This window comes from Streptomyces sp. CB02923 (assembly GCF_001905005.1).
GTDB lineage: Bacteria > Actinomycetota > Actinomycetes > Streptomycetales > Streptomycetaceae > Streptomyces.
This window is the reverse complement of the sequence record NZ_LWKZ01000029.1, coordinates 1-12,350: the sequence shown is the minus strand read 5'-3', so window position 1 is coordinate 12,350 and position 12,350 is coordinate 1. Positions and strand designations below refer to the sequence as shown.

At 73.1% G+C, this 12,350-nt stretch carries 14 protein-coding genes; 8 read left to right on the top strand and 6 right to left on the bottom strand.

Annotation, left to right across the window (positions count from 1 at the left end; translation table 11 throughout):
* Positions 1 to 81: 81 nt before the first annotated feature.
* Positions 82 to 645, top strand: a complete 564-nt coding sequence (tsaE, locus tag A6A06_RS39520) for a tRNA (adenosine(37)-N6)-threonylcarbamoyltransferase complex ATPase subunit type 1 TsaE (protein WP_073768923.1) — start codon at positions 82 to 84, stop codon at positions 643 to 645.
* 141 nt (positions 646 to 786) lie between these two features.
* Positions 787 to 984: a hypothetical protein gene (locus A6A06_RS39515; RefSeq protein WP_073768921.1), complete on the top strand. Its 198-nt coding sequence runs from the start codon at positions 787 to 789 to the stop codon at positions 982 to 984.
* A gap of 143 nt (positions 985 to 1,127) precedes the next feature.
* On the opposite strand, the gene A6A06_RS39510 is transcribed toward A6A06_RS39515, so the two are convergent.
* Positions 1,128 to 1,694: a hypothetical protein gene (locus A6A06_RS39510; protein WP_073768919.1), complete on the bottom strand. Its 567-nt coding sequence runs from the start codon at positions 1,692 to 1,694 to the stop codon at positions 1,128 to 1,130.
* Between the two features lie 86 nt (positions 1,695 to 1,780).
* On the opposite strand from A6A06_RS39510, the gene tsaB reads away from it, so the two are divergent.
* The 6 genes from tsaB to A6A06_RS39480 all read left to right on the top strand — a co-directional run bounded on the left by tsaB (position 1,781) and on the right by A6A06_RS39480 (position 5,350).
* A complete protein-coding gene (gene tsaB, locus A6A06_RS39505) occupies positions 1,781 to 2,440 on the top strand; it encodes a tRNA (adenosine(37)-N6)-threonylcarbamoyltransferase complex dimerization subunit type 1 TsaB (RefSeq protein ID WP_073768917.1) in 660 nt (219 codons plus the stop codon).
* Between the two features lie 53 nt (positions 2,441 to 2,493).
* Positions 2,494 to 3,024, top strand: a complete 531-nt coding sequence (rimI, locus tag A6A06_RS39500) for a ribosomal protein S18-alanine N-acetyltransferase (protein ID WP_079194684.1) — start codon at positions 2,494 to 2,496, stop codon at positions 3,022 to 3,024.
* The gene (gene tsaD / locus A6A06_RS39495; RefSeq protein ID WP_073768915.1) at positions 3,017 to 4,150 is read left to right on the top strand and encodes a tRNA (adenosine(37)-N6)-threonylcarbamoyltransferase complex transferase subunit TsaD; all 1,134 of its coding nucleotides are present in this window, start codon (positions 3,017 to 3,019) and stop codon (positions 4,148 to 4,150) included. Before rimI ends, tsaD begins: the two co-directional genes overlap by 8 nt.
* 121 nt (positions 4,151 to 4,271) lie before the next feature.
* A complete protein-coding gene (locus A6A06_RS39490) occupies positions 4,272 to 4,628 on the top strand; it encodes a hypothetical protein (protein WP_073768913.1) in 357 nt (118 codons plus the stop codon).
* The gene (locus A6A06_RS39485; protein WP_338015988.1) at positions 4,625 to 4,927 is read left to right on the top strand and encodes a hypothetical protein; all 303 of its coding nucleotides are present in this window, start codon (positions 4,625 to 4,627) and stop codon (positions 4,925 to 4,927) included. The genes A6A06_RS39490 and A6A06_RS39485 overlap by 4 nt, the downstream gene beginning before the upstream one ends.
* A gap of 57 nt (positions 4,928 to 4,984) precedes the next feature.
* Positions 4,985 to 5,350, top strand: a complete 366-nt coding sequence (locus A6A06_RS39480) for a hypothetical protein (RefSeq protein ID WP_073768911.1) — start codon at positions 4,985 to 4,987, stop codon at positions 5,348 to 5,350.
* Between the two features lie 24 nt (positions 5,351 to 5,374).
* Here the strand turns inward: A6A06_RS39480 and A6A06_RS39475 are convergent, their stop codons facing one another.
* The 5 genes from A6A06_RS39475 to A6A06_RS39455 form a co-directional block, all read right to left on the bottom strand.
* Positions 5,375 to 6,580 carry a class I SAM-dependent methyltransferase gene (locus A6A06_RS39475; RefSeq protein WP_073768909.1) on the bottom strand — a complete coding sequence of 402 codons (1,206 nt, stop codon included), beginning with the start codon at positions 6,578 to 6,580 and terminating at the stop codon, positions 5,375 to 5,377.
* Positions 6,581 to 6,685: 105 nt separating this feature from the next.
* Positions 6,686 to 8,215: an FtsW/RodA/SpoVE family cell cycle protein gene (locus tag A6A06_RS39470; RefSeq protein WP_079194662.1), complete on the bottom strand. Its 1,530-nt coding sequence runs from the start codon at positions 8,213 to 8,215 to the stop codon at positions 6,686 to 6,688.
* Positions 8,216 to 8,265: 50 nt separating this feature from the next.
* A complete protein-coding gene (locus tag A6A06_RS39465; protein WP_242441187.1) occupies positions 8,266 to 9,564 on the bottom strand; it encodes an LCP family protein in 1,299 nt (432 codons plus the stop codon).
* A gap of 55 nt (positions 9,565 to 9,619) precedes the next feature.
* On the bottom strand, positions 9,620 to 11,161 hold the full coding sequence (locus tag A6A06_RS39460) for a sensor histidine kinase (RefSeq protein ID WP_079194661.1): 1,542 nt from the start codon (positions 11,159 to 11,161) through the stop codon (positions 9,620 to 9,622).
* Entirely contained in the window at positions 11,151 to 11,831 is a 681-nt protein-coding gene (locus A6A06_RS39455) for a response regulator transcription factor (protein WP_073768907.1), read from the bottom strand. The genes A6A06_RS39460 and A6A06_RS39455 overlap by 11 nt, the downstream gene beginning before the upstream one ends.
* Positions 11,832 to 12,350 lie beyond the last annotated feature (519 nt).

Below are 12,350 nucleotides of genomic sequence, written 5' to 3'. Positions count from 1 at the left end.
CGCCCCATGACGCGGCGGTCCGGCCCCCGCCCGCCGCGGACGGGTTCGGAATGCCGGTTGTGTGCCCCGTACCATCGGCGCATGAGCGCCACCGAGACGACCGTGCACGTAACCGTCAAGTCACCGCACCGGATGCAGGAGTTGGGCCGCGGGCTGGCCGGGCTGCTGCGCCCCGGGGACCTGGTGCTGCTGACCGGGGAGCTGGGAGCGGGCAAGACGACGCTGACCCGCGGGCTGGGCGAGGGCCTCGGCGTGCGCGGCGCGGTCACCTCCCCGACATTCGTGATCGCGCGGGTGCACCCGCCGCTGACCGGGGGACCGGCCCTGGTGCACGTGGACGCGTACCGGCTCGGCGGCGGGCTGGACGAGATGGAGGACCTGGACCTCGACGTGTCGCTGCCGGAGTCGGTGGTGGTCGTGGAGTGGGGCGACGGCAAGGTCGAGGAGCTGTCCGAGGACCGGCTGCACGTGGTCATCGAGCGTGCCGTGGGTGCCGACGCGCCGGCCCCGGACCTGGGCGGCGGGGCGGTGGACGGGGCCGGAGCGGACGAGGCGGACGAGGCGGACGACGTGCGCGAGGTCACGGTCCGCGGTGTCGGGCCGCGCTGGGCGGCCGTGGATCTGACGGTGCTCGCCGGCGCGTAGGCGGCGCCCGTGCGGTAGTTTCCGACAAGCCGTCGGGAAGATGTTGCGCGCGCGGCGCCGGACGTGGTCACATGGGTGAAGAGAGAGCCGGTTAGGTCTGCCTAACTATGCCCGCTTGCCCAGGAGCCACGGGAGGCATCCATGTCGGCCCACCAGCCCGTCACCGCAGCGGTCCGCAACGGCGCGGCCGAGCCTTCGCCCACCATGAACCAGCTGCTGGCGGCGTGCGCCGCGGCCAGCGCCGTGTCCACGCCCCCCGAGCCGCCGGCCCGCGCCGAGGCGGAGGAGGACGCGGAGGACAGCGGTCCGCAGGGCGGCAGCGCGCGCAGCGCCGCGTAGCCTGCGCGTTTCGCGGCGGGCGTCTTCCACGGCGGGCGTCTTCGGCCGGTCAGCGGCCGCCGGGATCACCGGCCGCCGGAGTCAGCGGCCGCCGGGATCACCGATCGCCGGGGCCGCCGGTTGTCGCAGTCACCGGCCGCAGCTCAGGGAACGACGACGATCTTCGTGTCGCGCAGCGCGAAGTCCCACATCGCCGTGCCGTCCGCACGCGACTCCCGGATACCGCCGGTCTTCTTCGTCGCGTTCGGGTCCGGCATCGAGCCGTCCACCGCCGCGCTGAACCCGATCACCACGCCGTCGGCAACCGTGAAGAGCACCACGTGTTCGATCGGTACCCCGTCCGAGCCCGGGATCTTCAGCGAACGCCCGTTGACCTTGTACGTGCCCGGCGCCGGGCTGACGGTGCTCGGCGTGACCTCGTACGTCCGCTTCACCTTGCCGTCCGCCGTGACCAGCCACACCCGCTTCGCGCCCAGCGCGTAGACGACCCGCTCGCCGTCGCCCGAGCCCGCCGGGACCGGCACCTGCGGCTTCGGCTTGGGCGTACCGTCCTTGCCCTTGTCCGGGGCCGGGCTCGCGGTGGACGACGGGGACTTGCCCGCGGTGGTGTGATCGGGGGCCGAGGCGGACGCCTGGTAGGCCAGGAAACCGACGGCGGCGAGCGCAACCGTGGTCAAAGCGGTGACGATCGAGCTGCTTCTTGCGGACACCGCCGTGCCACCTTTCGTACGCGCGTGACTACGGGTGACGGTAGCACCCGGCGAGGCACCCGCGGCCGCGCCGTAGTCTTGAAGGCGTGCTGCTGCTTGCTCTGGACACCGCAACCCCCGCCGTCACCGTCGCCGTCCACGACGGCTCCCGCGTCCTCGCCGAGGAACGCCAGGTCGACGCCCGCCGGCACGGCGAACTGCTGCTGCCCGCCGTCGACCGGGTCCTCGCCGAAGCCGGGGTGAAACTCGACGCGGTCAGCGACATCGTCGTCGGGGTCGGCCCCGGCCCGTACACCGGCCTGCGGGTCGGGCTCGTCACGGCCGCGACGTTCGGCGCCGCGCTCGACGTGCCGGTGCACGGCCTGTGCACGCTGGACGGCATCGCGTACGCCTCCGGGCTCGACGAGCCGTTCCTGGTGGCGACCGACGCCCGCCGCAAGGAGGTCTACTGGGCGCGCTACGCCGACGCCCGTACGCGCCTCACCGAGCCCGCCGTGGACCGCCCCGCCGACATCGCCGACGAGGCCGGCGCGCTGCCGTCGGTGGGCGCGGGCGCGCTGCTGTACGCGGACACGTTCACCGGCGTACGGGACGGCGGCCCGGAGCACCAGTCCGCGGGCGCGCTCGCCGCGCTGGCCGCCGAGAAGCTGGCGCGCGGCGAAGAACTCCTGCCGCCGCGGCCGCTGTACCTGCGCCGCCCCGATGCGCAGGTGCCCGCCAACTACAAGGTGGTCACCCCGAAGTGACCACACGGGTGGCTGCCGCGGAGGGCACACGGGACGGGGCCGTGCTCCGCGAGATGCGCTGGTGGGACATCGCCCCCGTACTGGAGCTGGAACGCGAACTGTTCCCCGAGGACGCCTGGTCGGCGGGCATGTTCTGGTCCGAGCTGGCGCACGCGCGCGGCCCGGCCGCCAACCGCCGCTACCTCGTCGCCGAACACGGCGGACGCCTGGTCGGCTACGGCGGCCTCGCCGCCGTCGACGGCACCGGCGACATCCAGACCATCGCCACCGCCCGCGACCAGTGGGGCACCGGCCTCGGCTCCCGGCTGCTGACCGAGCTGCTGTCCGCGGCCACCGCCTTCGAATGCGCCGAGGTGCTGCTCGAAGTGCGCGTCGACAACTCCCGGGCCCAGCGCCTGTACGAACGCTTCGGCTTCGAGCCGATCGGCTTCCGGCGCGGCTACTACCAGCCGGGCAACGTGGACGCCCTCGTCATGCGCCGTACCACCGAATCCCCCTCCGAATCCCCGGACGATTCCGCCCCGGAACCGGCCGACGCCCCCGCGGCTCCCCCCTCCGCACAAGGAACGCAGACCCATGGCTGACGAACCGCTCGTCCTCGGCATCGAGACCTCCTGCGACGAAACCGGCGTCGGCATCGTGCGCGGCCACACGCTCCTCGCGGACGCCATCGCCTCCAGCGTCGACGAGCACGCCCGCTTCGGCGGCGTCGTACCGGAAGTGGCCTCGCGCGCGCATCTGGAGGCGATGGTCCCCACCATCCAGCGCGCCCTGAAGGAGGCCGGCGTCGCGGCGTCCGACCTCGACGGCATCGCGGTCACCGCCGGCCCCGGCCTGGCGGGCGCCCTGCTCGTCGGCGTCTCGGCCGCCAAGGCGTACGCCTACGCCCTCGGCAAGCCGCTCTACGGCGTCAACCACCTCGCCTCGCACATCTGCGTCGACCAGCTCGAACACGGCGCCCTGCCCGAACCGACCATGGCCCTCCTGGTCTCCGGCGGCCACTCCTCCCTGCTGCTCGCCCCCGACATCACCTCCGACGTACGCCCCCTCGGCTCGACCATCGACGACGCGGCGGGCGAGGCGTTCGACAAGGTCGCGCGCGTCCTGCACCTGGGCTTCCCGGGCGGCCCGGTCATCGACCGCTACGCGCGCGAAGGCGACCCCGAAGCGATCAGGTTTCCGCGCGGCCTGACCGGCCCCCGCGACCCGGCCTACGACTTCTCCTTCTCCGGCCTCAAGACGGCCGTCGCCCGCTGGATCGAGGCCAAGCGCGCGGCGGGCGAGGAGGTCCCGGTCGCGGACGTCGCGGCGTCCTTCCAGGAGGCCGTCGTCGACGTCCTGACCCGCAAGGCGGTACGCGCCTGCAAGGACAACGGCGTCGACCACCTGATGATCGGCGGCGGCGTCGCCGCCAACTCCCGCCTCCGCGCGCTGGCCCGGCACCGCTGCGAGAAGGCGGGCATCACCCTCCGCGTCCCCCGCCCCAAACTCTGCACCGACAACGGCGCCATGGTCGCCGCCCTCGGCGCCGAAATGGTCGCCCGCAACCGCCCCACCTCCGCCTGGAACCTCCCCGCCGACTCCTCCCTCCCGGTAACGGAACCCCACGTACCGAACCCGGACCACGCCCACGGCCACACACACGGCCACGGCCATGGCCACGATCACGACCACTTCCATGAGCTGAGCAAGGGCAACTTGTACGCGTAGACGGCGGGCCGGAGGCGGGGCGGCCCCGGGCACGAGCCGCGCCACTCGTTCGCATGAAGCGTCCCGGTTCCCGCTGGCTACCCTGGGCCCACGGCCCAGAATCCCGCCCATGGGAGAACCGATGACCGCCAGTGCCTCCGAGCGCCCCCTCATCCCGCAGCCTCCGGCGTCGATCACGCTGCTGCGCGATGCCGTGGCGCAGATCGCCCCCGCTGCGCTGCCCGCCTTCGCCCAAGAGCTCTCCCGGGCCGCCGATCAGGCTCGGCAGGGCTCCGACCTCCAGCCTCTGCGGCGTTTCACGACCCAGTGGGCCGCCTACGTACACATCCAGCGTCACCCCAAGATCGCTGCCAGGTTCCGGGAACTGGAGGACCTGGCCGTGGCCACCGACAACGCTGACGAGGCCCGGAGCGCGGCGGCCGAACTCGGCAGCATCCTGGAAGCCGCCCATGCCGCCGTGGCGCAGGAAGCGTCTTGAAGGAACCCTGGAAGTGGGAGTACGTCCCCGACTCCCGGCATGTGGCCGGAGGCGTGCCGGCCGAAGTGGTGGCCGAGGTCGAGCACCTGGTCGGCCAACTCGTCGAACTGGCCGATGTGGGTGTGGACATCTCCGACATGGGCGTCGGACCTCGCCCCGGTGGGATGCGCCGTATGGACGCGGCAGGCGGATTCTTCTTCTTCCTCCCCCCTTCCCAGGAGCAAGCTGGTGGCGATCACGCGCATCGTTCCGCCGTTCGCGGCCCTCTGAAGGAACGCCCTGCCGCCCCCGCCCCCTGACGGCAGGTCATACCCTGGTCATGACTGGCGTATGTGCTTACGGGGAGGGGGCAGGCTGTGAACTGGTTCTGGTGGGTGTTCGCGTTCTTCATGGCGGGGGGTTTCGCCAAGGTCGCCGATGTCGGGCGGAAGGCGATGAGTACGCGGCACGCGCGGAAGATGGAGCGGCTGGAGAGTGCGCAGCGGGAGCGGCTGGAGCTGGAGGCGGCGCAGCGGCCGCCGGAGGCGGTCTGCGGGTGTACGCACCATCTCGCCAAGCACGACAAGCAGGGCCGGTGCCATGAGGTGACGCAGGTTCCGACGGCCTGGGACGCGGAGAAGAAGCCGGTCAGGTACGAGCCGGGGCAGTGCACCTGCCAGCAGTACGTCGGCCCGCAGCCCCTGTCGCAGGTGTTCGCGGAGGAGCTGACGGACCGGGCGTAGGCGGCGCGGTGGCGGGGCGCCGCGTCAGGCCGTGGGGGCTTCCCGGCCGAGGAGCATCGTGGGGGCGCCCGCCACCCGGGTCAGGAAGACGACGCAGGAGTCCGGGCCGGAGAGCTTCAGTTTCTTGCGCAGCTCGTCGGGTTCGACGGCGGAACCGCGCTTCTTGATCACGGCGACGCCGATGCCGCGTTCGCGCAGCAGTGCCCTGAGCTTCTTGACGTTGAACGGCAGCGTGTCGGTGATCTCGTACGCGGTGGCGTACGGGGTCGGACGGTGCTCGTCCGCCGTGACGTAGGCGATGGTCGGGTCGATCAGGCGGCCGTCCACCCGCTGGGCGACCTCCGCGACCATGTGCGCGCGGATGACGGCGCCGTCCGGTTCGTACAGCCAGCGGCCGACCGGGCCGGGCTCGGGGTCGGGCAGGCCGGTGTCCAGGAGGGAGTCACCGGCCGGGAGCAGGGTGGCGCGGCGCGCGCCGGGCGCGGTGCCGAACCACAGGACCGCCTCCTTCACGTCCCCGCCGTCGGAGATCCACTCCGCTTCGGCCTCGTCCGGGACGATCTCGTGCGGGATGCCCGGCGCGATCTTGAGGGCCGCGTGCGGCGCCGTACGGGCGGCCTGCACGGCCCAGGACAGCGGCGGCGAGTACGCCTCGGGGTCGAAGATCCGGCCGCCGCGCCCGCCCCGGCCGCCCCGCCGCGCCGGGTCGACGAACACCGCGTCGTACGCCGAGGTGTCCACCTCGGTGACGTCGGCGCAGCGCACCTCGATGCGGTCGGCCAGCCCCAGCGCCTCCGCGTTGGCGCGGGCCGCCGCGCAGGCCAGCGGGTCGCGGTCGACGGCCAGGACGTGGATGCCGGCGCGGGCCAGGGCGATGGCGTCACCGCCGATGCCGGAGCACAGGTCGGCGAGCGAGCGGACGCCGAGGGCGGCGAGGCGGGCCGCCCGGTGGGCGGCGACCGTGCTGCGGGTGGACTGCTCGACGCCGTTGGGCGTGAAGTACATCCGCGCGGCGTCCGCCCCGAACTTGGCCGCGGCGCGCTGGCGCAGCCGCGCCTGGCCCAGCGCGGCGGAGACCAGCGGCGCCGGATGGTCGCGCCGCAGCCTGGTCGCGGTCGCCAGTTCGTCGGCGGGGTCGTGGTCGCGCAGTTCGGCCAGCAGCGCCTGCCCTTCGGGCGTGTGCAGCGCGGAGAAGGAGTCGAGGTCGTTCGCCTGGTTCACCCGGTCCATTGTGGGCCAGCGCGCGCGTACGGGAGCGGCGGGGCCGTGCGGGGGAGGGACCTGCGAGGGCGGGTGCGGGTGCTGTGCAGCCTCCGGCGGCGGCAGGGGCCGCCGCTATCCCCGCGTACGGCGGGCGCGGCGCCCGTGGCCCGTGGGGCGGCCGCCCGGCTGCGGTGTGGCGGGGGCGGGCAGCGCCGCAGCCACGCGGGGCGTGGCCTGTGTCGCGTCCAGGTCCGTCGCGGCGCGGGCGCGGCGCCCGCGCCGTCCGCCGCGCCCGCCCGGTGCTCCTACCGGCTCCCGGCGGCGCTGCGCGCTGTCGCTGATCCGGACGAGCAGCGCGACCATCACCCAGTTCGCGACGAGCGAGGAGCCGCCCTTGGCCAGGAACGGCAGCGCCTTGCCGGTGAGGGGTATCAGCCCGGTGACGCCGCCTGCGACGACGAAGACCTGGAGCAGCAGCGCGCTGGCCAGGCCGACCGCCAGCAGTTTGCCGAAGGGGTCGCGGGCGGTGAGGCCGACGCGCAGGCCGCGCTGGGCGAGCAGCACGTACAGGAGCAGGACGACCATCACGCCGGACAGGCCCAGTTCCTCGCCGACGGTGGTGAGGATGAAGTCGCTGTTGCCCGCGAAGCCGATCAGTTCGGGGTGGCCCTGGCCCAGGCCGGTACCGCTGATGCCGCCGCTGCCGAAGCTGAACAGCGCCTGGGCGGCCTGCTCGGAGATCAGGCCCGGCGGCCGCTGCTGCTGGGGCAGGAAGATGTCCATCGGGTGCAGCCAGGCCACGACCCGGCCCTTGACGTGTGGCTCGGTCGTGCCGACGACGGCGGCGCCGATCACGGCCATGGCCAGGCCGCACAGCACCCAGCTGGTGCGTTCGGTGGCCAGGTAGAGCGTGATCACGAAGAGGCCGAAGAAGATCAGCGACGTACCGAGGTCGCGTTCGAAGACCAGCACCAGGAGGCTGATGATCCAGATGGTGAAGATCGGTCCGAGCTGGCGGCCGGGCGGCAGCTGGACGCCCATGACGCGGCGCCCGGAGAGGGCGAGCGCGTCGCGGTTCAGGGTGAGATAGCCCGCGAAGAAGACCGCGATCATTATCTTCACGAACTCGCCGGGCTGCAGCGACAGCGGCCCCACGAATATCCAGCGCTTCGCGCCGTACGTGTCACCGGGGAAGAACGCCGGGGCCATCAGCAGCACCAGCGCGACGGCCATCGTCAGGTAGATGTAGCGCTGGAGGAAACGGTGGTCGCGCAGCAGCATCAGCGTGGCCGTGCAGACCGCTACGCCGATCACCGTCCACACCAGCTGCCCGCCGGCCGCCGGGGCCATGTGCAGGCTGGGCTTGGCCACGTACGTGATGTCGAGGCGGTTCAGCAGCACCAGGCCGATGCCGGACAGCAGCGTGGCGAGCGGCAGGATCAGCGGGTCGGCGCGCGGCGCGAAGCGGCGGACCACCAGGTGCGGGACGAGCGACATGAAGAACATGGCGGCGGCGAAACCCGGCAGCCCGTCGGGCAGCCGGCCGGTCATCGACAGGCCGGTGTACGAGTAGCCGAAGACCGTGATGAGCAGGGTGAAGCCGAGCAGCCACATCTCCGTACGCCGCCGGTTCGGGGCCTGGGAGAGGGCGGCGAACGTCATCGTGCGCTCGGCATCGCTCTCCGGCCCCTCTGGGGGCCGCAGCGAGCTCGTCAGTCCACGCACGGGATGCCTCCGCCATCAATCATGTGAGCCGTCTGCCCGGAACTTCCCGCCCCGGAACCGGACTCCACCGTCGATGAGGAAGACGAGGGCGGAGGTTGCAGGGTTCCCGCAGGTGAATGAGGTGTGTCAGGTCCGTCTCCGGGGGCGTCGGTGCTGGTGGGAGCGCCGGAGCGGTCGGCTCCAGGCCCGATCTGCCGGGCCACCAGCCGCCGTATCTTGTCCGGATCCACCCGGTTCACATCCTCGCCGCGATGCTTGGCGAACCCCTCCACGGGCAGCGTACTGAATCGTACATTCCCGCCCGAAAGGTTCTTGGCCTGCTTGATGAACGACAGCAGGTCCCAGCCCTCGTCGGTCACCAGGTCCTGCTTGGCGACGTCCATCAGCCTCAGCAGCCGCAGCGGGTCGGTGAACGTTCCGGCCGAGTTCAGCTTGTGCGTGGCGGACGCGAGGAACGCCTGCTGGCGGCGCGTACGGTCCAGGTCGCCCGCGGGCAGGCCGTGCCGCTGCCGTACGAAGGCCAGCGACTGCGGCCCGTCGAGCGTCTGCCGCCCGGCCGGGAAATCGGCGCCCGAATACCGGTCCTTGACGGCGTGTTTCAGACACACCGGTACGCCGTCGAGCGCGTCCGCGATGTGCAGGAAGCCCGCCAGGTTCACCTCGGCGAAGTGGTCGACCGGCACGCCGAGGAAGTTCCGTACCGTCTCGATCTGCGCCCGGCGGCCCGCCTCCCGCCCCTCGTGCTCCAGCCGGTCGTGGCCGGTGACGCCCTGCCGCGCGAGCCGGTCCTCGGTCTCGGCCTTGGCCAGCCCGTACGCCTTCTTGATCTTGTCTTTGCCGTGGCCCGGGATGTCCACCAGGTCGTCGCGCGGGATCGAGAACGCGGTGGCGCGGCCGCCGTCGGCGGGCACGTGCAGCAGGATCAGCGTGTTGGTGTTGTAGCCGCCGATGTCGGACGAGGCGCCCGCGTGCAGCTTCTCCAGCACGTCCTTCGGCAGGTCGTCGCCGTTCTGGTCCTTGCGGCTGTCCAGCCCCATCAGCAGGATGTTGGCCGCCCCGCCGGACGATCTCGGCGCCCCGTCGCCGAGCGCCCGCGACGAGCCGATCTTCGCGGCGAGATCCCGGTAGAAGTACCAGCCCGCCCCCGCGGTGCACAGCAGGAGCACGGCGACGCACAGGGCCAGCCTGCGCAGCAGAACACTGCGCCGGGACCTGCGCCCGCGCCGCGACCGGCGCCGTTGCGGGCGGACCGCGTCCGGAGTGGTGAGCCTGCGACGGTGCTTCATCCGGACAGGCTGGCCGGGCGGCGCTGAAGGAAGTCTGAAGGTTCTGAAGGAAGATTCAGGAGCGGCCGGGACGGTGGCCGTGCGGAGTCTTGGCGTGTACGGGCAGAACGGCCACGAAGCGCGCGCCGGACCGCCCGTCCTCCCGGCCCCGGACGGTCAGGCCGCCGCCGTGCGCGCGGGCGATACCCCGGGCGATGGCCAGGCCCAGCCCCGTACCGCCGGTCTCGCGGTCACGCGCGGCGTCGAGCCGGGCGAACCGTTCGAAAACCTGCTCCCGGGCGGCCTCCGGAATACCCGGACCGTCGTCCGTAACGTCCAGTACGGCGACCGCGCCGCCCTCGCCCTCCTCGGCCCGCGCGGTGACACGGACCTCGGAGGCCGCATACCGCAGGGCGTTGTCGACCAGGTTGGTCAGCAGCCGCTCCAACTGCGCCGGATCACCCCGTACGGGAACGGGCTCGCCGGCCTCGACAACCAGCCGCGCCCCGCCGCCCGCCGGACGTCGCGCGGCCTCCTCCGCCGCCAGCAGAGCCAGGTCCACCGGCTCCGCGGCGCGCGGGGCGTGCGCGTCGAGCCGGGCGAGGAGGAGCAGGTCGGCGGCGATGCGCTGGAGGCGCTCGGTGTCGCGGAGAGCGGCGCGTACGGAGTGGTGGAGGGCGGGCGAGGCGGAGGCGGCGGCCGGGCCGACGGGCCCGTGGCTCCCCGCGCGGGCTCCGTCCGCGAGCGCCACCTCCAGCCGGGAGCGCACCGCCGCGATCGGATTGCGCAGCTCGTGGGACGCGTCCGCGACGAACTGGCGCTGCCGGGTGACGGCCTGTTCCAGCCGGTCCAGAGTGGCGTTGACCGTACGGGCCATCAGCGCGATCTCGTCACCGCCCGCCGGATCCGGCACCCGCCGGTCCAGCTCGCTCTCGCTGACGGCGGCCAGCTCCGTCCTGATCGCGGTGACCGGCCGCAGCGCCAGCCCGGTCACCGCCCAGGCGATGGCGGCGGCCAGCGCGATCAGCGGCGGGGCGCTGGCGAGCAGGGCGACGCCGATGGCGTGGGTCGCGTCGTCCACGTCCGAGAGCACGGTCACGGCGTACACGTACCGCTCCTGCCCGCCGCCGCCGGGCGGCGTGGCGCGGACCACCACCACGTCCGCGCGGACACCGCCCGCCGCCGCGGCGGGGGAACCGCTGATGACGCGGTCGGCGGAGTCCTGGCCCGGCTTCGGACGGAAGCCCCGCAACTCGGCCGCGAGCGGGTCGGCGGTCCGCAGGCTCGTGGCGACGACCCGGCCCGTCGCGTCCAGAGCCAGCACCAGGTCGACGCCGTCGGCGGGCGAGGACAGCACCGCCGGGAGCGCGCCGGTGTCCGCCTGCGCGGCGACCTTGCGGGCGGCGACTTCGGTACGGCTGGTCGTGTTGTCCAGCAGGTTGGCGCGCAGCAGCACGTAGAGCCAGCCGCCGCCGACAGCCAGCACGAGGCCCATGGCCAGGGCGGCCGCCGCGGCGGTACGGCCGCGCATGGACGCGGGCCGCGTCCGGAACCGGCCGGCCCGCACCCGGCCGCTCCCGCCCCTGTCCGGCACCGGCGGCCGGTGCTCAGCCGTCATCGGGCGCCATCCGGTAGCCCGTGCCGTGCACGGTACGGATCGAATGGCGGCCGAACGGCACGTCGACCTTCTTGCGGAGCGACGAGACGTACACCTCGACGATGTTGGGGTCCACGTCGGCCGGCGAGTCCCAGACCTCGTCGAGGATGTCCCGCTTGGCGACCGCCTGGCCCTCGCCCGCCATGAGACAGCGCAGCACGCCCAGTTCGCGGGCGGTCAGCTCGATGTCGGCGTCGCCGCGACGACAACGCCGGGCATCGGCATCCAGCGTGAGGTCACCGCTCTGCAAGGTGCGCGGACGCTCGGCAGCCCGGCCGCGCCGGGTGAGCGCACGCAACCGGGCGAGCAGCACGACGAACGAGAACGGCTTGGTCAGGTAGTCGTCCGCGCCCGCGTCCAGCCCTTCGGCCACGTCGTACTCGCCGTCCTTGGCGGTCAGCATCAGCACAGGCGTCCAGTCGTCCCCCCGCCGCAGCCGCCCGCAGATCTCGTACCCGCTGGGCCCCGGCAGCATCACGTCCAGCACGATCGCGTCATACGAGCCGGTCAGCGCCAGCTCCAGCCCCCGGTGGCCGTCCCGCGCGACATCCACCCAGTGCCCCTCGGCGGCAAGCCCCCGCCGCAAGGAGTCGGCCAGGCCTTCTTCGTCCTCCACGACCAGTATGTGCATGGGGCCATTGTTGCGGTTCGGCCCATTTTCTCGCTGTCGCGGCTTGCCCGGTGGGGGTGGGCGTTGTGCGCTTGGGGTCCGGTGGTGGGGGGCTCGGGCCCACGCAGGGGCCTCTCCTCGACACCGTGTACGTCAACGGTGACTACATAGTGAACCCAGATACCCGGCTGCTCTGCGGGGAGACCCCTGCGTGGACCCGAGCCCGGCCGGATTGCGGCTCTCCCGCCATCGTGGTTGCAATACCCCTGCGCGCAGCGCAGGGGCAGCGTCCACCGCGCTGCGCGCGGTGGACTGGGCCCGCCGCGCGGAGCGTGGCGGCTGGGTCAGCACGCCGTGGGTGCGCACCTGCCGCCGGGTGACGCCATGGCCGCCTCCCGCCTCCACCCCGTGAGCCTCACCACGCGGTGGGCGGGCACGGGGGTGATCGAAAAACTCCCCCCAGCTGGCCGCAGTCGCCAAACAACGTGAGGGGGTGCGTAGGGGGCCATCCCCGCAGAGCAGCCGGGTATCTGGGTTCAC

What these genes read in the sequence shown, in the direction of transcription:
- A6A06_RS39515 (WP_073768921.1), top strand. Translation starts at nt 787, where the DNA reads ATGTCGGCCCACCAGCCCGTCACCGCAGCGGTCCGCAACGGCGCGGCC.
- tsaE (WP_073768923.1), top strand. Translation starts at nt 82, where the DNA reads ATGAGCGCCACCGAGACGACCGTGCACGTAACCGTCAAGTCACCGCAC.
- A6A06_RS39455 (WP_073768907.1), bottom strand. Translation starts at nt 11,831, where the DNA reads ATGCACATACTGGTCGTGGAGGACGAAGAAGGCCTGGCCGACTCCTTG.
- rimI (WP_079194684.1), top strand. Translation starts at nt 2,494, where the DNA reads ATGCGCTGGTGGGACATCGCCCCCGTACTGGAGCTGGAACGCGAACTG.
- A6A06_RS39475 (WP_073768909.1), bottom strand. Translation starts at nt 6,580, where the DNA reads ATGGACCGGGTGAACCAGGCGAACGACCTCGACTCCTTCTCCGCGCTG.
- A6A06_RS39465 (WP_242441187.1), bottom strand. Translation starts at nt 9,564, where the DNA reads ATGAAGCACCGTCGCAGGCTCACCACTCCGGACGCGGTCCGCCCGCAA.
- A6A06_RS39470 (WP_079194662.1), bottom strand. Translation starts at nt 8,215, where the DNA reads ATGACGTTCGCCGCCCTCTCCCAGGCCCCGAACCGGCGGCGTACGGAG.
- tsaD (WP_073768915.1), top strand. Translation starts at nt 3,017, where the DNA reads ATGGCTGACGAACCGCTCGTCCTCGGCATCGAGACCTCCTGCGACGAA.
- A6A06_RS39490 (WP_073768913.1), top strand. Translation starts at nt 4,272, where the DNA reads ATGACCGCCAGTGCCTCCGAGCGCCCCCTCATCCCGCAGCCTCCGGCG.
- A6A06_RS39460 (WP_079194661.1), bottom strand. Translation starts at nt 11,161, where the DNA reads ATGACGGCTGAGCACCGGCCGCCGGTGCCGGACAGGGGCGGGAGCGGC.